This window comes from Bacteroides gallinaceum (genome assembly GCF_030373775.1).
In the GTDB taxonomy this organism is placed as follows: Bacteria; Bacteroidota; Bacteroidia; order Bacteroidales; family Bacteroidaceae; genus Phocaeicola; species Phocaeicola excrementipullorum.
In genome coordinates this window covers 42,435-67,254 of record NZ_JAUDEN010000012.1, presented here as the reverse complement: position 1 = coordinate 67,254, position 24,820 = coordinate 42,435, and the positions used below count along the sequence as shown (strand labels likewise).

18 protein-coding genes are annotated in these 24,820 nt (G+C 48.3%); 14 read left to right on the top strand and 4 right to left on the bottom strand.

Translation table 11 applies throughout. From position 1 onward, the window contains the following. Nucleotides 1-27: 27 nt before the first annotated feature. Genes QUW60_RS08230 through QUW60_RS08220 form a run of 3 tightly spaced genes read right to left on the bottom strand, consistent with a single transcriptional unit; the run spans nucleotide 28 to nucleotide 2,741 of the window. Nucleotides 28-1,005, bottom strand: a complete 978-nt coding sequence (locus QUW60_RS08230) for a D-alanine--D-alanine ligase (RefSeq protein WP_258336661.1) — start codon at nucleotides 1,003-1,005, stop codon at nucleotides 28-30. Further along, the gene (locus QUW60_RS08225) at nucleotides 1,002-2,075 is read right to left on the bottom strand and encodes an RluA family pseudouridine synthase (protein WP_289559759.1); all 1,074 of its coding nucleotides are present in this window, start codon (nucleotides 2,073-2,075) and stop codon (nucleotides 1,002-1,004) included. The genes QUW60_RS08230 and QUW60_RS08225 overlap by 4 nt, the downstream gene beginning before the upstream one ends. A gap of 15 nt (nucleotides 2,076-2,090) precedes the next feature. Further along, entirely contained in the window at nucleotides 2,091-2,741 is a 651-nt protein-coding gene (locus tag QUW60_RS08220) for a PASTA domain-containing protein (RefSeq protein WP_289559757.1), read from the bottom strand. A gap of 293 nt (nucleotides 2,742-3,034) precedes the next feature. Here QUW60_RS08220 and QUW60_RS08215 point away from each other — a divergent pair, with 293 nt between their 5' ends. The 14 genes from QUW60_RS08215 to gpmI all read left to right on the top strand — a co-directional run bounded on the left by QUW60_RS08215 (nucleotide 3,035) and on the right by gpmI (nucleotide 23,830). Further along, nucleotides 3,035-4,219: a THUMP-like domain-containing protein gene (locus QUW60_RS08215; protein ID WP_289559807.1), complete on the top strand. Its 1,185-nt coding sequence runs from the start codon at nucleotides 3,035-3,037 to the stop codon at nucleotides 4,217-4,219. A gap of 346 nt (nucleotides 4,220-4,565) precedes the next feature. Beyond that, a complete protein-coding gene (locus QUW60_RS08210; RefSeq protein ID WP_289559755.1) occupies nucleotides 4,566-6,488 on the top strand; it encodes a glycoside hydrolase family 43 protein in 1,923 nt (640 codons plus the stop codon). 25 nt (nucleotides 6,489-6,513) lie between these two features. Next, nucleotides 6,514-9,021 carry an alpha-L-arabinofuranosidase family protein gene (locus QUW60_RS08205; protein WP_434736857.1) on the top strand — a complete coding sequence of 836 codons (2,508 nt, stop codon included), beginning with the start codon at nucleotides 6,514-6,516 and terminating at the stop codon, nucleotides 9,019-9,021. 12 nt (nucleotides 9,022-9,033) lie between these two features. Beyond that, a complete protein-coding gene (locus QUW60_RS08200) occupies nucleotides 9,034-11,031 on the top strand; it encodes a glycoside hydrolase family 127 protein (protein ID WP_434736856.1) in 1,998 nt (665 codons plus the stop codon). Nucleotides 11,032-11,278: 247 nt separating this feature from the next. After that, nucleotides 11,279-13,585 (top strand): beta-galactosidase, encoded by a 2,307-nt coding sequence (locus QUW60_RS08195; protein ID WP_289559801.1) that lies wholly within the window; start codon nucleotides 11,279-11,281, stop codon nucleotides 13,583-13,585. Nucleotides 13,586-13,946: 361 nt separating this feature from the next. Continuing rightward, on the top strand, nucleotides 13,947-15,293 hold the full coding sequence (gene purB / locus QUW60_RS08190) for an adenylosuccinate lyase (protein WP_258336794.1): 1,347 nt from the start codon (nucleotides 13,947-13,949) through the stop codon (nucleotides 15,291-15,293). 51 nt (nucleotides 15,294-15,344) lie between these two features. Beyond that, nucleotides 15,345-16,649, top strand: coding sequence for a pseudouridine synthase (locus tag QUW60_RS08185; protein WP_289559753.1), 1,305 nt, complete (start codon nucleotides 15,345-15,347; stop codon nucleotides 16,647-16,649). 111 nt (nucleotides 16,650-16,760) lie between these two features. Then, entirely contained in the window at nucleotides 16,761-18,164 is a 1,404-nt protein-coding gene (gene asnS, locus QUW60_RS08180) for an asparagine--tRNA ligase (protein WP_258336655.1), read from the top strand. Nucleotides 18,165-18,336: 172 nt separating this feature from the next. Next, nucleotides 18,337-18,828 carry a DUF4488 domain-containing protein gene (locus QUW60_RS08175; RefSeq protein ID WP_258336654.1) on the top strand — a complete coding sequence of 164 codons (492 nt, stop codon included), beginning with the start codon at nucleotides 18,337-18,339 and terminating at the stop codon, nucleotides 18,826-18,828. 289 nt (nucleotides 18,829-19,117) lie between these two features. Beyond that, nucleotides 19,118-19,579 carry a 50S ribosomal protein L13 gene (gene rplM / locus QUW60_RS08170; protein ID WP_258336653.1) on the top strand — a complete coding sequence of 154 codons (462 nt, stop codon included), beginning with the start codon at nucleotides 19,118-19,120 and terminating at the stop codon, nucleotides 19,577-19,579. 6 nt (nucleotides 19,580-19,585) lie between these two features. Continuing rightward, a complete protein-coding gene (gene rpsI / locus QUW60_RS08165; protein ID WP_258336652.1) occupies nucleotides 19,586-19,972 on the top strand; it encodes a 30S ribosomal protein S9 in 387 nt (128 codons plus the stop codon). Between the two features lie 212 nt (nucleotides 19,973-20,184). Then, complete coding sequence (rpsB, locus tag QUW60_RS08160; protein WP_258336651.1) at nucleotides 20,185-21,024, top strand: 30S ribosomal protein S2; 840 nt, start codon at nucleotides 20,185-20,187, stop codon at nucleotides 21,022-21,024. 139 nt (nucleotides 21,025-21,163) lie between these two features. Beyond that, complete coding sequence (tsf, locus tag QUW60_RS08155; protein ID WP_258336650.1) at nucleotides 21,164-22,156, top strand: translation elongation factor Ts; 993 nt, start codon at nucleotides 21,164-21,166, stop codon at nucleotides 22,154-22,156. A 153-nt stretch (nucleotides 22,157-22,309) separates the two neighbouring features. Then, nucleotides 22,310-23,830, top strand: a complete 1,521-nt coding sequence (gpmI, locus tag QUW60_RS08150; RefSeq protein WP_258336649.1) for a 2,3-bisphosphoglycerate-independent phosphoglycerate mutase — start codon at nucleotides 22,310-22,312, stop codon at nucleotides 23,828-23,830. Nucleotides 23,831-23,952: 122 nt separating this feature from the next. Here gpmI and QUW60_RS08145 read toward each other — a convergent pair whose 3' ends face one another. Then, nucleotides 23,953-24,819: a DUF4249 domain-containing protein gene (locus QUW60_RS08145; RefSeq protein ID WP_258336648.1), complete on the bottom strand. Its 867-nt coding sequence runs from the start codon at nucleotides 24,817-24,819 to the stop codon at nucleotides 23,953-23,955. Between the last annotated feature and the right edge of the window lies 1 nt (nucleotide 24,820).

Here is a 24,820-nt window from a genome sequence, read left to right as displayed (position 1 = left end):
TCATTTTCTTTTCCAAAGGTAATAAAATTAATTGAAATGATCTTCTATAATTTCGGTCATAACATCTTTTATGTCGAGTCCTGCCGCGCGCACTTGTTGAGGGATGAAGCTGGTGGCGGTCATTCCCGGTGTGGTGTTGACTTCAAGCATGTTTATTTTCTCTCCTTCGGTGATGATGTAGTCCACACGGACCAGTCCCTTGCATCCCAGAATGTCGTAGATGGCAGAAGTCAGTTTCTGCACGCGTGCGGTGAGTTCGGGGCTGAGGCGTGCCGGCGTGATTTCTGTCACTTCTCCGTTGTATTTGGCGTTGAAGTCGAAGAACTCGTTTTTGCTTACCACTTCGGTTATGGGAAGCACGACCGTTCTTCCTTTAGCCCGGTAGCATCCGTTTGCCAGTTCGGTTCCGTCCATGAACGCTTCGATCATCACATCGTCTGATTCCTTGAATGCCGTTTCCAGTGCAGGCTGGATCTGTTCCCGGGTCTTTACTTTCGTTACGCCGAAGCTGGATCCGCTGGCGTTCGGCTTGATGAAGCAGGGCAGGCCGATTTTGTCTATGACTTCTTCGTCGCTGATGCCATGGCTCTTGTGTACCAGCATGGATTCGGCAATGCGCACTCCGAAGCTTTTCAGGTATTGGTTGAGAGTGAATTTGCTGAACGTAAGCGCCGATACAAGCACGTCGCAAGTGGAATAAGGTATGCCGATGAGTTCGAAGTATCCTTGCAGGATTCCGTTCTCGCCCGGCGTGCCGTGGATGGTGATATAGGCGAAGTCAGGAACAATCTTCTGTCCGTTGTCTGTAAAGCTGAAGTCGTTCTTGTCCACCTGTGAACGCGAACCGTCTGGAAGGATGGCTTCCCAGCTTTGTCTGGTCAGTTCGATGATGTAAAGCGTGTATTTTTCCTTGTCTATGAATGAATAGATACCTTCTGCACTTTTCATGGAGACTCCGTGTTCGGACGAGTCGCCTCCTGCTACGATAGCAATGATACGTTTCATAATTGTTCTCTGTTGCTGATATAGTTTCTCCACCGTTCCAGCAGGTTTGCCATGTCTTTGGGCAGTTCGGATGTGAAAAACATTTCTTTTCCCGTGCGTGGGTGTACGAATCCCAGCGTCTTGGCATGAAGCGCCTGCCGCGGACAGATTTCGAAACAGTTGTTTACAAATTGTTTGTATTTACTGAAATGAGTTCCTTTTAATATTTCATGTCCACCATACCGTTCATCGTTGAACAGTACGTGGCCGATGTGTTTCATATGGACACGGATCTGATGCGTGCGCCCGGTTTCGAGTACGCATTTTACCAAAGTGACATATCCCAGACGTTCCAGCACGTGGTAATGGGTAACCGCATGTTTCCCCTGCTCGGGGTCGCTCATGACGGCCATCTGCATGCGGTCTTTCGGATTGCGCCCTATATTTCCCTCGACAGTGCCTTCGTCTTCGTCAATGATGCCCCACACCAGTGCGTTGTATTCCCTTTTGGTGGTCTTGTTGTAGAATTGCAGTCCCAGGCTTGTTTTCGCGTCCGGAGTCTTTGCCACCACCAGCAGTCCGGATGTGTCCTTGTCGATGCGGTGGACAAGTCCTACTTGCGGGTCGTTGGGGTTGTAGCTCGGAACGTCGCGCAGATGCCATGCGATGGCATTGACCAGTGTGCCGTGATAGTTTCCGCATCCCGGATGCACCACCAGTCCCGCAGGCTTGTTTATGACCATCAGGTCATCGTCTTCATATACGATATCCAGCGGAATGTCTTCCGGAACGATGTCGTTGTCATACTTCGGGCGGTCCATCATGACCGTCAGCACGTCGAGCGGCTTGACCTTGTAGCTGCTTTTTACGGGCTTGCCGTTTGCCATGACGAAACCCGCGTCAGCCGCAGTCTGTATGCGGTTGCGCGATGCGTTGACGATGCGTTCAAACAGGTATTTGTCGATGCGGACGGGAGCCTGTCCCTTGTCCACCACTACCCGGAAGTGTTCGTAAAGTCCGTCCTGCCCTTCTGCGGAGTCTATGTCTTCCAGCGAGTCGTCCAGTTCGTTGTCAATGTAGTCTTCTGCCATTTCCGTTGTATAGCCTTAAAACCATGAACCGTCAACTTCCGCTTCTCCTCCCTCCGAGTTGTCGGCAGGAAGGCTTATCTGGGTGGAATCTGTCTTTGTCAGTTCGCGCATGGCGGTGCTTCCCACGCAGAGCGTCAGCAGAGCTTCGTTTGGCACCTTGTCGCCGGCCGAGAGGCTTCTGCCCCTGTATTTGATTCCGTATACCCAATCCTGTTCTCCGGATACATATTCGGGTTCCGTCACCTTGAATCCCATGGACCTCAGCTTGGCTTCAGCCTGCCGGAGTGAACTGTTGTCGATAAGGTCGGGCAGGGCCACAAGGGGTACGTTGGTTGTTGTAACGGTCAGATATACAGTCCTGCCTTCTTTTACCCGGGATCCTCCCGACGGCTTTTGGTCGAGTACGATTCCCGCAGGCGACCCTTTCACATAGCTGGAGTCAACGACAGCGTATTCTAGCTTTTGGGTTCCCAGTGCACGTTTTGCCTCTGCAATAGTCTTGTTGGTTACGTCAGGCACCACATACGATTCTCCGTGGTGCGTGTATTTGTCGAGCCAGAGCAAGGTGCCCCAGCAGACCGCAACGGTTACTATAATCATTCCGGCCAGATTAAGCCAGAAGAAACGGTTCTTTTTGAACGAAAAGAAATCTTTGAGCGATATCATCTTGTTGTTGTCTTTTTTTATATAATTTCAGAAGTCTGGAACCGGCCAGACTCTTTTCCTCGTGTCGGTTATGGAGCCGGTAAGGAAATGAGCGTGGGCTTTGTCCATTCTCTCTGCTTGTTTGGGGCAAAAGTAACTATATTTGCTTAATTGTGGAAATTTTGCTTCAAGTTTCTCCGGTTCGGCGGATTGCCCTTCTGAGATGGCCGCCTGTTTCAATCAAGATAGCCGCCTGTTTTTTATACCGGAGGATTTCCGTATCTTTGTGGTGTCCGATAAAACGAAAAGACATGATACAGTTTTCATCCGAAACATTGCAGTTCATACGGGAGCATCGCACGGACAATGTGCGCGACCTGGCTCTTCGTGCTTCCAGGTATCCCGGCATAGATGTGCAGGCGGCGGCAGAACAGATTGCGGGCTGGCAGGTTGCCCGGAAAAAACTGCCCGGATGGGCGCAGACCGAGGGGATTGTCTATCCGAAGCATCTGTCGATGGAGCAGTGTTCTTCTGAAATAACGGCAAGGTATAAGGCTTCGCTGGTGAGGGGATATACTTTTACGGATTTGACCGGAGGCTTCGGTGTCGATTTTGTCTGCATGGCGCGGAATTTCAGGGAGGCGGACTATGTGGAAAGGCAGGAGGCTCTTTGTGAACAGGCTGTTCATAACTTTCCTTTGCTGGGGCTGGAGGATGTCAGGGTGCATTGTGCCGATGCCGTGGATTATCTGAAAGCGATGGAGCCGGTAGACTGCCTCTTTCTGGATCCGGCCCGTCGGGACTCGCATGGCGGGAAAACCGTGAAAATAGCTGATTGTGAGCCGGATGTGTCGGCCTTCGAGCCTTTGCTTTTGGAAAAAGGGAAGCGGGTGATGGTCAAGCTTTCTCCGATGCTGGACATCTTTTCGGCATTGAGGGAACTGAAGCATGTGTGCGAAGTGCATGTGGTAGCTGTTAATAACGAGTGCAAAGAACTGTTGATTATGCTTGAAAAGGGCACAGAGGCATGTTCTGATCCGGTTGTATGTTGTGAACAGGCTGTTGATAACTTTTTATCCGAACCCTTCCGGTTTACTTATCCGGAGGAGAAAAAGGCCGATTGCCCGCTGGCAGTTTCTGTGGAAGAATACCTTTATGAACCGGGCGCTTCTTTAATGAAAGCGGGTCCGTTCCGCCTGTTGGCGGAGCGTTACGGGCTCAGGAAGCTGCACCCCGACAGCCATCTGTATACCTCAGGGCAGCTTGTTGACTTCCCCGGGCGCCGTTTCCGCGTGACCGGTGTTTCCGGTTTCGGGAAGAAAGAGCTGAAAGCGTTCCTTCACGGCGTGGACAAGGCGAATCTGACCGTCCGCAATTTCCCTGCTGCGGTGGCCGACCTGCGCAAGAGGCTAAAGCTCAGGGAAGGAGGGGATGTGTATCTTTTTGCCACTACGCTGGGGAATAACGAGAAGGTTATAGTGAAGGGAATGAAGGCTTGAGGGGGCGGAAGATTCCGCTCTCCGCCGTGAAAAGTTTGGACTGTCCCGTTTCATTCTGTAAACCACACTGTGGTTTGTACAAACAACGATGTGGTTTATAGAAACGACAATGTGGTTTATACAGTTCACAGTGTGGTTTGAAGTTTCTGTGGCGTTCCGTCGTTTTGCTCATAGGGGAAGCCGGATGAATTTCACGGGTGACTGATTTTTTGTTCCTGTGCCATCAAACAGACTGAAAATTTTGATTTTGCCCGATTATTTATCGTTTTTTGAATGATTTGTTTGTGTAGTTTGTACACTAATCCTTATCTTTGCATCAGTCAAGTTAACATTTTAAGAACAGATTATGAGAAACCGGATTTTGACTTTGCTCGCATTTTTTTCGTTTGTTGCAAATGTGTCTTTTGCGTCTTCTGTCGAAGAAAAAGATTATGTGGCTTATCTCTTTACGTATTTCACGGGAAATCACATCAGTGAAGAGGCTGTTTGTTATGCCGTCAGCATGGACGGGTATTCGTATTGGGCGTTGAACGGAAACAAGCCTGTTATCGATTCTAAAGTTATCAGCTCTACGGGCGGCGTGCGTGATCCGCATATCCTGCGCTGTGAGGACGGAAAGACATTCTATATGGTTGTTACGGATATGGTGTCTGACAACGGATGGGATTCGAACCGTGCCATGGTGCTGTTGAAGTCGACCGACCTCGTAAACTGGTCGCATTCCATCATCAACATGCAGAAGCGGTATAAGGGGCAGGAGAAGCTGAAGCGCGTATGGGCGCCCCAGACTATTTTCGACAGAGAAGCGGGGAAATATATGATTTATTGGTCGATGCAGTATGCCGGCGGGCCGGATGTTATCTATTATGCATACGCCAATGATGATTTTACTGATCTGATCGGCGAGCCGAAGCCTTTGTTCATTCCGGCGGACAAGAAATCGTGCATTGACGGGGACATTGTATACAAGGATGGAACCTATCATCTGTTTTACAAGACCGAAGGGCATGGAAACGGCATAAAGGTTGCAACCACCCGTTCGCTCGTTTCCGGAAAATGGAAAGAAAGCGCCGACTACAAGCAGCAGACGAAAGAGGCGGTAGAGGGAGCCGGAACTTTCAAGCTGATCGGGCAGGACAAATACATCCTGATGTATGATGTGTATATGAAAGGCCAGTATCAGTTCACGGAAACTACTGATCTGGAGCACTTCAAGGTGATTGACCATGCGGTGAGCATGAACTTCCATCCGCGCCACGGAACGATTATCCCGATTACGCGTGCCGAACTGCAGCGGATAACAGACAGATGGGGAAAGCCTGCCGAACTGGGCGAGCTGCCTCAGAACCCGGTTCTGCCCGGATTCCATGCAGATCCGGAGATTCTTTATTCTCATCTTACCGGCAAATACTATATTTATTCCACTACCGACGGACAGCCCGGCTGGGGAGGGTGGTATTTCACCGCTTTCTCTTCGCCCGACATGAAGGACTGGAGCTATGAGGGAGTGGTGCTGGATCTGCGTTCTCCGCAGGTTCCCTGGGCCAACGGAAATGCATGGGCGCCGGCCGCAGAAGAAAAGCTGATTGACGGAAAGTACAAATATTTCTTTTATTACAGCGGCAACCCGAACGACGGTTCCGGGAAACAGATCGGAGTTGCGGTGGCCGACAGTCCGGCCGGTCCGTTCAAGGATATGGGCAAGCCGATTGTCACGGAATCTCCCGCCGGGAAAGGGCAGCAGATAGACGTTGACGTGTTTACTGATCCGGTTTCCGGCAAATCTTATCTTTATTGGGGAAATGGCTATATGGCAGGAGCTGAACTGAATGCTGATATGGTTTCTCTGAAGAAGGAAACGGTGCGGGTGATGACTCCCAAGGGCGGAACATTGAAGGACTATGAATACAGGGAGGCTCCTTATGTATTCTATCGGAAAGGAATCTATTACTTCATGTGGTCGGTGGATGATACGGGTTCGGCCAACTATCATGTGGCATACGGGACATCCGATTCGCCGTTAGGAAAGATTAAGGTGGCGGAAGATCCGATTGTCACCATACAGAATCCGGAAAAGGAAATCTATGGCCCGGCGCACAATGCTGTCATCTGCAAGCCGGGGACGGATGAGTGGTATATCGTTTATCATCGTATCAATAAAAACTATCTGGATAAAGACAAAGGCCCTGGTGTCCATCGGGAGGTTTGCATCGACCGGCTGGAGTTTAACGAGGACGGTACGCTTAAACGGGTACAGCTTACAGAATAAATCTTATGTCACTTAAAATCCTGATATGATGAAACATTTGGCATGTATCGCAGTTCTATGCGCATGTGCGGGAACTTTTCCTGTGTCGGCGCATGTCGGAGAGATTATGAACGAACCGGACTCGGTCTATCTGTTTTCGTACGCAACGGTTCCCGATGCCGGAAGAAGCGGCTTGAAGTTTGCGTGGAGTCCCGACGGCGAGAAATGGTTCAGTGTCGGAAACGGATATGCTTACGTGAAGTGTGACTATGCGGCATGGGGTGCGGAGAAACGGATGGTGGATCCGGAGTTGCGCCGTGACAGTGAAGGCACGTGGCACTGCATTTGGCAGCTGAACGGGAACGGCAAGGAATTTGCCCATGCGGCTTCGGAAGACCTGCTTTCGTGGAAGCGGCAGACATATTTTACAGACGATCAGTTCGGCCGGTATGTGTCGGACGGATGGACAAAGTTTCCTCAAAAGACAGTGCTGGTTGATGGATCCTCCGAGAGCGGAACGGTGCAGAAGGTGGCATGGAGCGATGTGGAAAGGTTGTCGATGTTTGCCGATCACCGGGCGTATCGGGCTCGTCTTCACGATGAACGGGCGGAACAGGACGGGACAAGGTTTGCCGGACTTCAGCCTGTGAATCTGAAGGTGAAGGTGCCGGAGGGACAGGCAAAGCCGATTAGTGACAAGTTGATCGGCGTGTTTTTTGAAGACATTAACTACGGAGCGGACGGCGGCTTGTATGCCGAACTGGTTCAGAACCGTGACTTCGAGTATGTTGCGGGGGAAAACGGCCGTGTAAAGGACTGGGGGCCTGTATACGCCTGGTCGGTTGAAGGGGCAGGAATGCAGATGTCCGTAAAAAGCGAACGTCCGATCCATGAAAACAACTCCCATTATTTGGCTTTAGATGTGGAACATGCGGGAGCGTCGCTTGTGAATTCCGGCTTTGACGGTATGGTAATAAAGGAAGGCGAGAAATACGACTTCTCATTCTTTGGCAGAATGCAGGGAGGAAAAAGCGGGAAGCTGAGAGTCTGTTTGCGCGATGAAAGCGGGAATGTACTGGCGGATAAAACAGTGAGCGTTTCGTCGGGCGGCTGGAAGAAAAAGTCTGCAGTGCTTCGTGCTGAGGCTTCATCCGACAAGGCTGTGCTGACTCTTTCTCCGTTGGCGGAGGGAAGCTACGAGCTGGATATGGTTTCTCTTTTTCCTCAGAATACGTTTAAGGGACATAAGAACGGATTGCGTGCGGACTTGGCGCAGGCGATAGCCGATCTGCATCCGCGCTTCGTCCGCTTCCCGGGAGGATGCGCTTCGCACGGACAGGGACTTGAAAACATTTACCGCTGGAAAAATACGGTCGGACCGCTGGAAAGCCGGAAGCCGATGAAGAACATTTGGGGGTATCATCAGACAATGGGACTGGGCTATTTCGAGTATTTCCAGTTTTGTGAAGACATGGGGGCCGAGCCTTTGCCCGTACTGGCTGCCGGAGTTCCCTGCCAGAATTCGGCATGTATTCCCGGCAAACTGTTGGGAGGAGGCCAGCAGGGAGGCATTCCGATGGATGAGATGGACGAATATGTGCAGGATATATTGGACCTGATTGATTATGCGAACGCAGATCCGAAAAATAACAAATGGGCGAAGATGCGTGCCGAAGCGGGTCATCCGGAGCCTTTTGGCTTGAAGTATATCGGAATCGGAAATGAAGACCAGATAACGGACGTGTTTGAAGAACGCTTTGCCATGATCTATAAGGCGATAAAGGAGAAACATCCCGAAATCACGGTGATCGGAACAGTAGGTCCGTTTTACGAAGGCACTGACTATGAGGAGGGATGGGATCTGGCCGACAGGCTGAAACTGCCGATGGTAGACGAACATTATTATAACACGCCGGGATGGTTCATCTATAACCAGAATTATTATGACGGATATGACCGCTCCGGGTCGAAGGTTTATCTGGGTGAATATGCCGCGCATCTGCCGGGACGTCCCAACAATATTGAAACGGCTTTGGCTGAAGCGCTTTACCTGACCGCGGTGGAGCGGAACGGTGATATTGTCCGGATGACATCCTATGCCCCGTTGCTGGCAAAGGAAGGCTATACGCAATGGAATCCGGATCTGATTTATTTCAACAACAGGGAGGTGAAGCCTACGGCAGGCTACTATACCCAACTCTTGTTCGGGCAGAACGCGGGAGATACTTATCTGCCTGTTGAATGTGCGGTTGACAATCAGAGAGAGGATGTCCGCGAGCGTATCGCGACATCTGTTGTCCGTGACAGCAGAACGGGAGATCTGATTGTGAAGATGGTGAATCTGCTTCCGGTTCCGGTCAAGGCCGACTTGGATTTGCCTTTCGGAACGAGCGACAGTTCAGCGTCGTTGCATGTGCTTTCCGGAAAACCGGCCGACAAGAACGTGAAGCCTGTTTCCAGTTCGCTGGCTGTCGGAGAAGATCTTGCATACGAAATGCCGGCCTATTCTTTAAGCGTCTTTCGCATTTCTTCTGATTCTAGTAATAACCGATAAAATCAACAGTTGATGAAAACAGCAGTATTGTTCGTTGCCGGATTGCTTGCCGGATCCGGCACTATGGCTCAGCAGGTCGGATATCCTGTCACGCCGGTACCGTTCACCGCTACCCACGTGGACGGAGGATTTTGGAAACAGCGTCTTGACGCCTGCCGGGATGTAACCATTCCTTTGGCCTTCAGCAAGTGTGAAGAAACAGGGCGTTACGATAATTTCCTGAAGGCTCAGCATCCTTGCGATACCTTTTCGGTCGGAGGCTTTTCGTTTGACGATACGGACGTCTATAAGACGATAGAAGGAGCGAGCTATCTGTTGCAGACTTATCCCGACAAGAAGCTGGAGAGTTATATCGACAGCGTGCTGCATATCGTGGCGGGAGCGCAGGAGCCCGACGGCTATCTGTATACCGCCCGCACGATGAATCCCAAGCATCCGCATCCGTGGGCCGGATCAAAGCGTTGGGAAAAGGTTGAAGAGCTGAGCCATGAGTTTTATAATCTCGGACACATGATTGAAGGGGCGGTGGCTCATTATCAGGCCACAGGCAAGCGGAATTTTCTTGACATAGCCATCAAATATGCCGACTGTGTATGTAAGGCGATCGGGCCGGATAAAGGCCAGACGGTGCGCGTTCCGGGACATCAGATCGCTGAAATGGCTTTGGCGAAGCTGTATCTTGTGACCGGAAACAGGAAATACCTGGATGAGGCGAAATTCTTTCTCGACAAGCGGGGATATACATCGCGCAAGGATGCTTACAGCCAGGCGCACAAGCCGGTAGTGCAGCAGGATGAAGCCGTAGGTCATGCTGTACGTGCCACTTACATGTATTCGGGAATGGCTGATGTGGCTGCTTTGACGGGGGATACTGCTTATGTTCATGCCATTGGCCGCATATGGGACAATATTGTGGGAAAGAAACTTTATCTGACCGGCGGAATCGGCGCTACGGCCAACGGGGAAGCTTTCGGCGGCAATTATGAACTGCCGAATGCTACAGCCTATTGTGAAACATGTGCAGCTATCGGAAACGTGTATGTAAATCACCGGCTGTTCCTTTTCCATGGTGATGCTAAATATTATGATGTTCTCGAACGTTCGCTATATAACGGTGTGTTGTCGGGCATTTCGCTGGATGGAGGCAAATTCTTTTATCCTAATCCGCTGGAGTCTGCCGGAGGGTATGAACGGAAAGCCTGGTTCGGCTGTGCCTGCTGTCCGTCGAATCTTTGCCGTTTCCTTCCATCCGTTCCGGGGTATGTTTATGCAACCCGCGGAGATAGTCTGTATGTTAATCTTTTTATGGAAGGGGTTTCGGAGATTCAAGTGGGCAAGTACAAGCTGGAACTCCGGCAGCAGACTGCTTATCCTTTTGAAGGGACTGTCAGGATGCAGCTTACAAAAGGGAAGGGTGATTTTGTTATGAAAGTGCGTATCCCGGGATGGGTACGTGGAGAAGTGGTTCCGAGCGACCTGTATCGTTTTGCCGATAAAAAAAAGACAGGTTATTCTGTAAAGGTGAATGGAGAAACCGTAGACGGGGAACTGGAGAATGGTTATCTTGCAATAAGCAGACGCTGGAAGAAAGGAGATGTGGTTGAATTGTCTTTGGATATGACTCCCCGTTTGGTGGCGGCCAACGAGAAAGTTGCGGACGACCGCGGTAAGATGGCGGTGGAACGTGGTCCGTTGGTATATTGTGCGGAATGGCCGGATAATGAAAATATTGATCTGTTCTCGGTGCTCTTGCCTCGTGAGGCTCAATTGGCGGTAACAGGCGAAAAGGCGCCCGGAGGGGCATGTGTGATTGCTGCCAAGGCTCAGCGGCTGTCGTACGATGCAGAGGGGAAACTGTGTACTTCTGACGTTACATTGAAACTGATACCTTATTATTCGTGGGCAAATCGCGGGCAGGGAAAGATGATGGTTTGGCTTCCGGTAGAAGCCGGAGCGGTTCATCTTGGTCCGGCTTTGAGGGTCGGAACCAACGAGTTTCTTGACAAATAAGGACTTGCCATGCATTTGTTCGTTTAAATTATTGGGTTGGACTGTACAAATGCTGGCAGGCTTTAGATCGCGGGAAAGCAAATATGACTTTTTTCCATTCCATGCTGACCGATTTATATATGTTGCGGTTTCCAAAAATGTCTTATATTTGCGAATCGTTTGAGTATTAACCTTTTGAAAAAAACAAGAGAATATCATGAATCATCGTTTTTTAGGTATGGCTCTGTCGTTGCTTCTTTCGTGCGGAATGGTTTCTGCTACGGCTTCTTCTGCAGGAACAGCAACAGGGACTGATCAGAAAGAAACTTTTGAAGTGGGGAAAGGAACTTTTCTGTTGAATGGCAAGCCGTTTGTCGTTAAGGCGGCCGAAGTGCATTATCCGCGTATCCCGGAACCTTATTGGGAACAGCGTATCCTCTCGTGCAAGGCTTTGGGGATGAATACGCTTTGCCTGTATGTGTTTTGGAATCTCCACGAGCAGCATCCGGGAGAGTTTGACTTTTCAGGCAATAAGGACATTGCCAAATTCTGCCGCCTCGCGCAGAAGCATGGGATGTATGTGATTGTACGTCCGGGTCCTTATGTCTGCGCCGAATGGGAGATGGGCGGTCTGCCTTGGTGGCTTCTGAAAAAGCAGGATGTGCAGTTGCGCACGCTTGATCCATATTATATGGAGCGTGTCGGCATTTTCATGAACGAAGTGGGCAAGCAGCTGAAAGACCTGCAGATTTCTCGCGGAGGAAATATTATCATGGTTCAGGTTGAGAACGAATATGGGTCTTATGGAACCAACAAACCGTATGTATCGGCTATCCGTGACCTGGTGAAAAAGGCCGGCTTTACGGATGTTCCTTTATTCCAGTGCGACTGGAGCTCCAATTTCACCAACAATGCGCTGGATGATTTGATTTGGACTGTCAACTTCGGGACAGGGGCAAACATTGAAGAGCAGTTTAAAAAGCTGAAACAGGTCCGTCCGGATACTCCGCTCATGTGCAGTGAGTTCTGGAGCGGCTGGTTTGACCATTGGGGACGCAAGCACGAAACCCGTGATGCCGCTACGATGGTGAGCGGAATAAAGGATATGCTTGACCGCAACATTTCGTTCAGCCTCTATATGACGCACGGGGGAACGACATTCGGCTGGTGGGGCGGAGCAAACAATCCGGCTTATTCGGCTATGTGCAGCTCTTATGATTATGACGCTCCTATCAGTGAAGCGGGGTGGACCACTCCGAAATATTTCCAGTTGCGTGAATTGCTGAAGCAGTATCTTCCGGAAGGAACAACGTTGCCCGAACCGCCGGCTTCTTATCCTGTGATAAGCGTAGCTCCGATTACGGACTGGCAGGTGGCTCCTTTGTTTGAGAATCTTCCGGAGTCGAAGCAGACGGAGGATATCAAGCCGATGGAGATGTTCGACCAGGGCTGGGGAAGCATTCTGTACCGCACGGTATTGAAAGAAGACGTCAGCGGAACGCTTCATTTGGATGAAATGCACGACTGGGCTCAGGTGTTTGCTGATGGAAAACTGCTGGGACGTCTTGACCGCCGTCACGGAGAGTTTACTTTGCCGTTGAAAGAAACGTTGAAGAAAGGTACACGGCTCGACATCCTGGTCGAAGCGATGGGACGCGTGAATTTTGACAAGTCTATCCATGACCGCAAGGGTATTACTGAAAAAGTGGAAGTGATCAGTGGTGATGCTTCCGTTGAATTGAAAGGGTGGACAGTATACAATCTTCCTCCGTTCTATGATTTTGTGAGTCAGAAGAACTATAAGGCAGGGAAGCCTCTTCAGGGGCCTGCTTACTATAAGGCGACTTTTACGCTCGACAAGGTGGGCGATACGTTCTTCGATATGCAGACCTGGGGAAAAGGTATGGTTTGGGTAAATGGCCATGCTTTGGGACGTTTCTGGGAAATAGGTCCTCAGCAGACGCTTTATATGCCGGGCTGCTGGCTGAAAGAGGGCGAAAATGAGATTATAGTGCTCGATCTGAAAGGCCCCGCTGAGGCAAAAGTGTCGGGACTGGAAAAGCCGATACTGGATATGCTCCGCGAAAAGGCTCCTGAAACTCATCGCAAGGACGGACAGACGCTGAAGCTGGCTTCTGAAACTCCGGTTCATGCTGGCACGTTTGCTTCTGGAAACGGATGGCAGGAAGTGAAGTTCGGCAAGGCTGTAAACGGACGCTATTTCTGTCTGGAAGGCACTTCTAACTACGATGGCACAAATATTGCGGCCATTGCCGAGATGGATGTGCTGGGAGCTGACGGCAAGCCCGTATCGCGCGAGTCCTGGAAGATTGTATACGCTGACAGCGAGGAAACGCGCAGCGGCAATCGTACGGCCGACAAGGTCTTTGACTTGCAGGAAAGTACATTCTGGCAGACGGTCGACAATACGGCTTATCCGCATCAGATTGTTATCGATCTGGGCAAGGAGTATCAGATTACCGGATTCCGGATGTTGCCCCGCGCTGAAGCCGGCGCTCCGGGATTGATAAAGGATTATAAAGTGTTTGTCAGAAAGACGGACTTTTCTTATTGATTGTGACAGGGACGGAGTAGTGTCTGATATTCCGTAAGTGTCACACCCGCGAGGGATGCCTTGGAGGGCAAGGCCGTTGCCAGATGGAGGCGGCTTCATTTCAGGGCATCCCTTGCTGTTTCTCACGGCAGAAGTCGGGATACTTGGCCGCATAACTCAGGCAAGCTCTGCGCCTGAATTCTACGTTTTTTCCGTTGAAGACGGTGGCGATGGATGCGTCATGTGCCGGACTTCAGACGGCTCGTTAAAAATAAATCCTAAAGTTTGTGCCTGCTCTCCCGTATCTATGAAAAAAAAGTATTACCTTTGCAACCTGATTAATTGCGCATAAAAACAAGATATCAAATATTTTCTACTCATGATGGAGCTTGATTTACTCACGGCTGTATCACCCATTGACGGTCGATACAGAAACAAAACGGGAGTTTTGGCCGACTATTTTTCTGAATACGCGCTGATGAAATATCGCGTGCGTGTGGAAATTGAATATTTCATTACCTTGTGCGAACTGCCTTTGCCTCAGTTGGAAGGAGTCGGTCCGGCACGGTTTGAATCGCTGCGGGACATTTACCGCAACTTCTCGGAGAAGGATGCCGCACGCATCAAGGAAATTGAGAGTGTGACAAATCATGATGTCAAGGCTGTGGAGTACTTCATCAAGGAACAGTTTGACAAGCTGGGAGGTCTTGATGCATATAAGGAGTTCGTTCATTTCGGACTGACTTCACAGGATATCAACAATACGTCTGTTCCCTTGTCGGTCAAGGATGCGCTGAACGAAGTCTATTATCCTCAGCTTCAGGAACTCATCGACAAGCTGGCTTCTTATGCGGAAGAGTGGAAGGATATTCCGATGCTTGCCAAGACGCACGGACAGCCTGCTTCGCCTACCCGTTTGGGAAAGGAAATCATGGTGTTCGTTTATCGCTTGAAGCGCCAGCTGGAAATCTTGAAGTCTTGCCCGATTACAGCCAAGTTCGGAGGAGCCACAGGAAATTATAATGCCCATCATGTGGCTTATCCGGCGTTTGACTGGAAGGCTTTTGGAAACAGATTCGTTTCTGAAAAGCTGGGACTGGAGCGCGAGGAGTTTACGACACAGATATCAAATTATGATTGTCTGGGAGCGGTTTTTGATGCGATGAAGCGTATCAATACGATAATGATTGACATGAACCGTGACTTCTGGATGTATATCTCGATGGAGTATTTCAAGCAGAAGATAAAAGCGGGCGAGGTCGGTTCCAGCGCAATGCCGCATAAGGTTAATCCGATTGATTTTGAAAATGCGGAAGGGAATCTGGGAATTGCCAATGCGGTGTTCTCTCATCTGTCGATGAAGCTTCCGGTTTCAAGATTGCAGCGTGATTTGACTGATTCAACCGTTTTGCGCAATGTGGGTGTGCCTTTCGGACATACGCTCATTGCTATCCAAAGCTCATTGAAGGGGCTGGGCAAGCTTTTGCTGAACGAACATAAGATAAACGAAGACTTGGACAATTGCTGGAGCGTTGTGGCTGAAGCTATCCAGACTATTCTTCGCCGGGAGGCTTATCCTCATCCCTACGAGGCGCTGAAGGCCTTGACGCGCACGAACCAGGCAATAACCGAAGAGTCTATAGCGAATTTCATTGACACGTTGGAAGTAAGCGAAAATATTAAGAAAGAATTGCGGGCTATAACACCGCACAACTATACAGGAATTTGAGAATTGAGCCCGAGAGGGGTCTATTATTAATTTTGAAAAAAGAATTTTATTATGGCAGAAAAAGAATTCAGACAGGAAGGTGAGAACAGCCAGTCTGGCCGTGACGGTTACAAATCTTACAACAGAGAAGGAAGCAACAGGTATAACAGAGGTGAAAAGAGCGGCAGCTACAATGCTGGCCGACGTTCATATAATAAGGAAGGAGGAAACGGGAATTACCGCTCTTCCTATACTCCTCGTTTTAATGGAAACGGTGAAGGCCGCTATCAGCGCCCGTATGGAAACCGTCCGCAGCAGCGTCCGTACGGAAATCGTCCGTATGGTTCGTACAACAATGACAATGCTGAGGAGGGCGAACGTCAATCGTATAACCCGCGTTATGGCTCTAACAGCGGAGGAAGCTGGAATGGCCGGCAAAATTCGTATAATTCGCGCTACTCGGGAGGAAACTCTCGTTTTGGCAATGGTCAGGAGGATGGAGAACGCCCGTATCGTCCGCGCTATAATAACGGCGGGCAAGGAGGGTACAGCCGTCCGCAGGGAAGAGGCTTCCGTCCGCGTACAGCCGATTATGATCCGAATGCAAAATACAGCAAGAAGAAGCAGATCGAATACAAGGATATTCTGGCAGATCCGGATGCTCCCATCCGTTTGAACAAGTTCCTCGCCAATGCCGGAATCTGTTCGCGCCGCGAAGCGGATGAATTCATTACGGCGGGAGTGGTTTCTGTGAACGGCGTGGTGGTGACTGAGCTGGGAACGAAAATCAAACGTTCGGACGAGGTGAAGTTCCATGACGAGCCGGTAAGCATTGAGCGCAAGGTTTATGTGCTGCTTAACAAGCCGAAGGATTGCGTGACTACATCTGACGATCCTCAGGAGCGGAAAACGGTGATGGATTTTGTGAAGGGCGCCTGTCGGGAGCGTATTTATCCGGTCGGCCGTCTTGACCGCAATACAACCGGTGTGCTGTTGCTGACGAATGACGGTGATTTGGCTTCGAAGCTTACTCATCCGAAATTCCTCAAGAAGAAAATCTATCATGTGTATTGTGACCGGAATGTAACAAGGGCTGACTTGGACAAGATCGTGCAGGGTATCACGCTTGATGACGGCGAAATCCATGCCGATGCGGTAAGCTATGCCTCGGACACAGACAAATCGCAGGTAGGGATAGAAATCCATTCAGGAAAAAACCGTATCGTGCGCCGGATCTTTGAATCGTTGGGATACCGTGTCGTAAAACTGGACCGCGTATATTTTGCCGGACTGACGAAGAAGGGGCTCCGTCGCGGAGATTGGCGTTATCTGACGGAAAATGAAGTGAACATGCTTCGTATGGGAGCTTTTGAGTGAGCAGAGAAACGGTCATGAAAAGTATATGGGCACAAAGTTGGAGGAAGAATGTTCTTGGTTCTGCACTTTGTGCCCTTTGTCTTAGATAATAAAAATATAATTTGAGATAATATGGAAAAAATTCGTAGGACAAAAATCGTAGACTTGTGGACAAAACCGACATTTGGCGAGATTGTAAATGTAAAGGGTTGGGTGCGGACGCGCCGTGGCAGCAAGCAGGTGAACTTTATAGCACTGAATGACGGGTCTACAATTCATAATATTCAAATTGTGGTTGATCTGGCTAATTTTGACGAGTCGGTTCTTAAACAGATTACTACCGGGGCTTGCCTGAGTGTGAACGGAAAGCTGGTAGAGTCGGTGGGAGCCGGACAGGCCGCTGAGGTTCAGGCCACGGAAATAGAAGTGCTCGGCGTTTGCGACAATACTTATCCTTTGCAGAAGAAAGGCCATTCGATGGAGTTCCTTCGGGAGATTGCTCATCTTCGTCCGCGTACAAATACGTTTGGAGCCGTTTTCCGTATTCGTCATAACATGGCTATTGCTATTCATAAGTTCTTCCACGACCGTGGATTCTTTTATTTCCATACGCCATTGATTACAGCTTCTGACTGTGAAGGTGCCGGACAGATGTTTCAGGTGACTACTCTTAATCTGTATGATTTGAAGAAGGATGAGAACGGGTCGATCATTTATGATGACGATTTCTTTGGCAAACAAGCCAGCCTTACGGTTTCCGGTCAGTTGGAAGGCGAATTGGCTGCTACATCGCTGGGCGCTATCTATACGTTCGGTCCTACATTCCGTGCCGAGAATTCTAATACGCCGCGTCATTTGGCTGAATTCTGGATGATTGAGCCTGAGGTTGCTTTCAATGACATCAACGACAATATGGATTTGGCTGAAGAATTCATCAAGTATTGCGTACAGTGGGCTCTTGACAATTGTTATGATGATGTGAAATTCTTGAACGACATGTTTGACAAAGGCTTGATAGAGCGTTTGCAGGGAGTGCTGAAAGAGGAATTTGTACGTCTGCCGTATACTGAAGGCATCAAAATACTGGAAGACGCAGTGGCTGCCGGCCATAAGTTTGAGTTCCCGGTATATTGGGGCGTTGATTTGGCTTCTGAACACGAGCGTTATCTGGTTGAAGAACATTTCAAGCGTCCGGTAATCCTGACTGATTATCCGAAGGAAATCAAGGCGTTCTATATGAAGCAGAACGATGACGGCAAGACTGTGCGTGCCATGGATGTGCTGTTCCCGAAGATCGGTGAAATCATCGGAGGGTCGGAGCGTGAGGCTAGTTATGATAAATTGCTCGCCCGGATCAAGGAACTCCATATCCCGATGAAGGATATGTGGTGGTATCTTGATACGCGGAAGTATGGAACTTGTCCGCATTCCGGATTCGGACTCGGATTTGAACGTCTGCTGCTGTTTGTCACAGGTATGGCGAACATCCGAGATGTGATTCCCTTCCCCCGTACGCCGCGCAATGCCGAATTCTGATAAGAATCGAAAGTCCGCCCGATTGTGGCGGACTTTCTTTTTTCTGTTTGTTGGTAAAACTTTCTGATATTCTTTTCCGGCGGGAAGAAATTTCATGAAAAATTCTCTTATGTGAATATCTTTTCGTAGATTTGTAAATAACACTTATCGAAATCCTTAAAACTTTTAAGCTATGAGAATGCGTTTTTTGTTTGTCATGATTTTAGGGTGTTTCTGCGGTATGAGTACAGTCAATGCGCAGGATATCCAGGAAAAGCGTCCGATTAATCTTAGCGGCATTTGGCAGATGTGTTTCTATTGTTCTGCATCTCCCGATGTTCCAGGCGAACTGCGGACAAGTCATTCGCTGAAGATTTTAAGCAATGACGGCCGTTTTTGCAATTTGGTTATGACACCGGCGGGTGCTGTCATTATCGGCTATGGGACATTCAGTCTGACTTCCGGCACGTTTTATACCGAATATATAGAAAAGAATGTACATTTGCCCCAATTGGAGGGGAAGGAAAACAAAATGTATTTTGAAATGAAGGAGAACGGAACGCTGATGACAGTGAAGTATTTTGTAGATACCGACATAAACGGCAATAAAATAGAAGCCTGGTATAATGAGGTGTGGAAACGTGTTGATGTGGCATCTTCTTATCCTGGCGACGTGTTCAGGTAAGTCAGGTTTTCATTCCATGAAATTTCACAGACGTTGTACGGATGCAGTGCCGGCTTCCGGACTGCGTCTGTTTTTTTGTATGTGTGTGGGTTAATTATCAAGCTCTTATCAAGCGAAAAAAATGCTTAAAATCTTTGTCGGTTAAAAGAAAAGCCGTACCTTTGCAAGCCGATTATTATCAACAAGTGATAAATTTTTAATTCTGAGGACTTCTCTTTCTTTTTGTCCGGGAAAGAAGGTCGGAAGATAATTGTTTTTTAGTAGTTAACATTTTAAATTTTTTCAAAGAGTGGATACTTTAAGTTACAAGACCATTTCTGCAAATCAGGCAACCGTAACGAAAGAGTGGGTTGTTGTTGATGCTACCGATCAGGTTGTAGGCCGCCTCGGTGCAAAAGTTGCAAAGTTGTTGAGAGGTAAGTATAAACCGAACTTTACTCCTCATGTAGACTGCGGTGACAATGTGATTATCATCAATGCAGACAAAGTGAAATTTACAGGCAAGAAGATGACTGACAAGATTTATCTGAGCTATACGGGATATCCTGGCGGTCAGCGTGAGATTACTCCGGCTCGTCTGATGGCTAAGCCTAACGGTGCAGACAAGCTGATGAGAAGAGTTGTGAAGGGTATGCTTCCCAAGAACCGTTTGGGAGCCAAATTGCTGGGCAACCTGTATATCTATGCAGGCAGCGAACACAAACACGAAGCTCAGATGCCGAAAGTAATTGATATTAATTCACTTAAATAATAGAGCATGGAAGTAGTAAATGCATTAGGCAGACGTAAAAGCGCAGTCGCTCGTGTATTCGTAAGCGAAGGCACAGGAAAGATTACTATCAATAAAAGAGATCTTGCAGTATACTTTCCTTCACCGATTCTGCAGTTTGTAGTAAAACAACCGTTGAACAAGCTGGATGTAGCTGAAAAATATGACATTAAAGTAAACCTGAATGGCGGTGGATTTACCGGCCAGTCTCAGGCTCTTCGCTTGGCTATTGCCCGCGCGTTGGTTAAAATCAACCCTGAAGATAAGAAGTCGCTTCGTGCAGAGGGCTTCATCACTCGTGATTCTCGTTCTGTTGAACGTAAGAAACCGGGACGTCCGAAAGCACGCCGTAGATTCCAGTTCAGTAAACGTTGATTTGAGTTCGTCGGTTTTTTTGTTTATAAGTTTGTCGGCAATATTCGGATATGTCAATCCGGAAACTTAAAAACTCAAGAACTCAGAAACTTAAAAAGGCGTTTAGCATCTAAACTGTCAGGACTCTTCCTGCAAGTGGTTTGTGGAAGGACTACCTGTCGGTTGGTTCATTTAAAACAAAAAGGAAAGTAAACGATTAAAAGATTAGAACAATGTCAAGAGTTAATTTTGATACATTATTGGAGGCTGGTTGCCACTTCGGACATCTGAAAAGAAAGTGGAACCCTGCAATGGCTCCGTATATTTTTATGGAACGTAATGGAATCCATATCATAGATTTGAATAAAACCGTTGCGAAAGTTGACGAAGCTGCCGAAGCTTTGAAGCAGATCGCGAAATCAGGAAAGAAAATCCTGTTTGTTGCTACTAAGAAACAAGCAAAGCAGATTGTTGCTGAGAAAGCAGCTTCTGTGAATATGCCTTATGTTATCGAACGTTGGCCGGGCGGTATGCTGACTAACTTCCCGACAATCCGTAAGGCTGTGAAGAAGATGGCTACTATCGACAAGCTGACTAACGATGGTACATATGCAAATCTGTCTAAGAGAGAAATTCTGCAGATTTCTCGCCAGCGTGCCAAATTGGAAAAGAATCTTGGTTCTATCGCTGATCTGACTCGTTTGCCGTCGGCTTTGTTCGTTGTTGACGTGATGAAGGAAAATATCGCAGTTCGCGAAGCTAACCGTTTGGGCATTCCTGTATTTGCAATTGTGGATACAAACTCAAACCCTTCGAATGTTGATTATGTCATTCCGGCTAACGACGATGCAACAAAGTCTATCGAAGTAATTCTGGACGCTTGCTGCGGTGCTATGGCTGAAGGCTTGGAAGAAAGAAAGGCTGAAAAGGTAGATATGGAAGCTGCTGGCGAAAATGCACAGAAAGGTGGCAAGAAGAAAGCCGTTAAAGCTCGTATGGACAAGGCTGAAGAAGATGCCATCAATGCATCTAAGGCTGCTGCTTTCATGACTAAGGAAGACGAAGAAGCTTAATATTTTCAAGGAGCTAAAGGAGTCGGACAGAAAGGATGTAGAAGATGGTTTGCTGTCATCTTCCTCCTGGTTCGGTATGACTTCTTTAACTCCTTGTTTTTTTGATAATTCATTAATTAACTAATAAACCCGATTGATTATGGCTGTAAGTATGGCTGAGATTACCAAGCTTCGTAAAATGACGGGAGCTGGTATGATGGACTGCAAAAACGCTTTGACAGAAGCTGAAGGCGATTTTGACAAGGCTATGGAAATTATTCGTAAAAAAGGACAGGCTGTAGCTGCAAAACGTTCTGACCGTGAAACTTCAGAAGGTTGTGTGCTTGCTAAGTCTACAGGCGATTATGCTGCAATGATTGCTCTGAAATGTGAAACAGATTTCGTTGCTAAGAATGCAGACTTCGTTGCATTGACTCAAGCCATCCTTGATGCTGCAATAGCTAATAAATGCAAGACATTGGACGAAGTGAAAGCTTTGCCGATGGGTAACGGTACGGTAGCAGATGCTGTGATCGAACGTAGCGGTGTAACTGGAGAAAAGACTGAACTGGACGGCTATAGCTTCGTTTCGGGAGCTTGCACAGCTGTTTATAACCACATGAACAAGAATCAGCTTTGCACACTGGTGGCTTTCAACAAGCCTTGCAGCGAAAGTGTCGCTCACGAAATCTGCATGCAGATTGCTGCTATGAATCCGATTGCCATTGACGAAGCTGGTGTTCCTGAAGCTGTGAAACAGGAAGAAATCAAGGTTGCCATCGAAAAGACTAAAGCTGAACAGGTGCAGAAGGCTGTAGATGCCGCTTTGAAGAAAGCAGGCATTAATCCTGCTCACGTAGACAGCGAAGAGCACATGGAAAGCAACATGGCTAAGGGATGGATTACTGCTGAAGATGTTGCTAAGGCAAAAGAAATCAAGGCTTCTGTTGCTGCCGAGAAAGCTGCAAACCTGCCTGAAGCTATGATTGAGAATATTGCAAAAGGCCGTTTGGGCAAATTCCTGAAAGAAGTCTGCCTGTTGAAGCAGGAAAGCATCATGGATCCGAAAAAGACGGTTGCGGATGCATTGAAGGCTGCTGATCCGGAATTGGCAGTCGTTGACTTCAAGCGCTTCACTTTGCGTGCCGAATAATTTGCCTTATATCAGGAAATAGAGAAATGTCATTCGAGCCAAACGGCTTGGATGACATTTTTTATTTGTTAAATATGCATTTCGACCGAGGATATTTTGTATTTTTGCTGTCGGAAAACATAAAGTGGATTTCAACTTTTAAACAAAATAATTATGGCAAAGAAAGCACTATTAATGATTCTTGACGGATGGGGATGTGGTGACCACAAGAAAGATGATGTGATTTTCAATACCCCGACTCCGTATTGGGACAGTCTGCTGGCTGAGTATCCTCATTCTCAGTTGCAGGCAAGCGGTGAAAATGTCGGATTGCCTGACGGACAGATGGGCAACTCGGAAGTAGGTCACTTGAATATCGGTGCAGGACGTATCGTATATCAGGACTTGGTTAAAATCAACCGTGCGTGCGCTGACGGCAGCATTCTGAAAAATAAAGAAGTGGTTTCTGCTTTCACTTATGCAAAAGAGCATAACAAGAATATTCATTTCATGGGGTTGACTTCGAATGGCGGTGTCCACTCGTCATTGGTTCATCTCTTCAAACTGTGTGATATTGCGAAAGAATACGGTCTGGAAAACAATACATTCATCCATTGCTTTATGGACGGACGTGATACAGACCCGAAGAGCGGAAAGGGATTTATCGAACAGCTGACTGCTCATTGCGCGCAATCTGCCGGACGAATTGCCTCTATCGTAGGGCGTTTTTATGCCATGGACCGCGACAAGCGCTGGAACCGTGTCAAGGAAGCATACGACTTGCTGGTTGAAGGCAAGGGAAAGCAGGCTGCAGATATGGTGCAGGCCATGCAGGAATCATACGATGAGGGCGTTACGGACGAATTTATCAAACCGATCAATAACGCAAACTTTGACGGTACGATCAAGGAAGGCGACGCCGTTATTTTCTTCAACTACCGCAACGACCGTGCGAAAGAGCTGACTATCGTGCTTACGCAGCAGGATATGCCTGAAGAAGGCATGAAGACGATTCCGGGATTGCAGTATTATTGCATGACTCCGTATGACGCTTCATTCAAAGGCGTGCATATCCTTTTCCCCAAAGAAAACGTTCAGGACACGCTGGGCGAGTATCTTTCAAAGAATGGAAAGACGCAGCTGCATATCGCTGAAACAGAAAAATATGCTCACGTTACATTCTTCTTCAATGGAGGGCGTGAAACTCCGTTTGACAATGAGGACCGCATTCTGGTTCCGAGTCCGAAGGTTGCCACCTACGACCTGAAGCCGGAGATGAGCGCATACGAGGTGAAGGATAAACTTGTGGAAGCTATCAATACAAAGAAATATGATTTTATCGTTGTAAACTACGCCAACGGTGACATGGTAGGGCATACAGGTGTTTACGAGGCAATCGAGAAGGCGGTGACTGCAATCGACAATTGCGTGCGTGACACTGTAGAGGCTGCCAAGGCCAATGATTACGAGGTAATCATCATTGCTGACCATGGGAATGCCGATCATGCGCTGAATGATGACGGCACTCCGAATACTGCGCATTCATTGAACCCTGTTCCGTTCGTATATGTGACAGCCAACAAGAATGCAAAGGTAGAAAACGGTGTCCTGGCTGATGTTGCTCCTTCTATTCTGCATATCATGGGAATGCCTCAGCCGGCAGACATGACGGGCAATGACCTGATAAAGGACTGATATTTCGTTTCTTGGGCAGAAGGCTGTATGACTGAATGCCGGATGCCTCGGGACAAGATATGATATTAAACTGCGAAGCGAACCCGACAAGTTGAACAAAAAACTTTTAGGATTCGCTTTTTTTATCTGATGCTGTCCGCAATTGTTACGCGGCGTATCACTTTTCCATATCCGCACCATATGCCTTTTCCTCCCTGAATGTTTGTGCTCAGGTTGGTGGAGCTGGGGAAAATCGGATTCTTTCCGTTGATGATTTCATTTTCGTAGCCGCTCCAGAACTCGAATCCCTCTTCGGGCAACTGGGTGAGCTTGACGTTGACCGTATCGTTGAGCGAAAAGAAAGGAGTGTACTTTCCTATATGCGAATGCCTCATGGCTCTGTTTGCCCGGACGCTTCCCGTATTGTCTTCCAGCACATTGTCTGCAAAGGTTCCCATAAAAGCCGGATAAAAACGTGTGTCTTCAGGGATGACCTGAGTGAATATCTTGTAATAGTTTTGCTGGAGCGGGTCATCATGGAATTTCAGCTCAATCTGATAAAGCGTGTCGCTGTCCGTGCACTTGCTCACTGTCAGCTTCTCAATCGGGGTGACGGGAGGGATTGTCGTGCTGGCCGTAAGCACACGCCCGGAATATTCTACTTTCAGCCGGTAAGTTTTTCCTGTTTCTCCTTTGATGCGGCTTCCTCTGTAGATAAAAGGAGGCATATAGTTCTTGTCTACTCTTCCTGTCAGCACTTCTTCTGTTTGGCCGTCGCTGACCGTTACCTTTGCCCAGCGGATGGCAATGTCAGAAATGGAAGTTCCGGCTGTGTCCATATCCATAGTCAATGCCTGCGTCAGACAGACATTGGCCACTCCGCCGTTTTCAATCCATCCCTCTACTACGATCTGAGGTTCAAAATCGATGCTTCCGAAGTCGAACTCGGGCGTACATCCGCAGAGAGCTGACAGCACAAGTGGAAGACTTTTAAGGCTTATCTTTTTCATG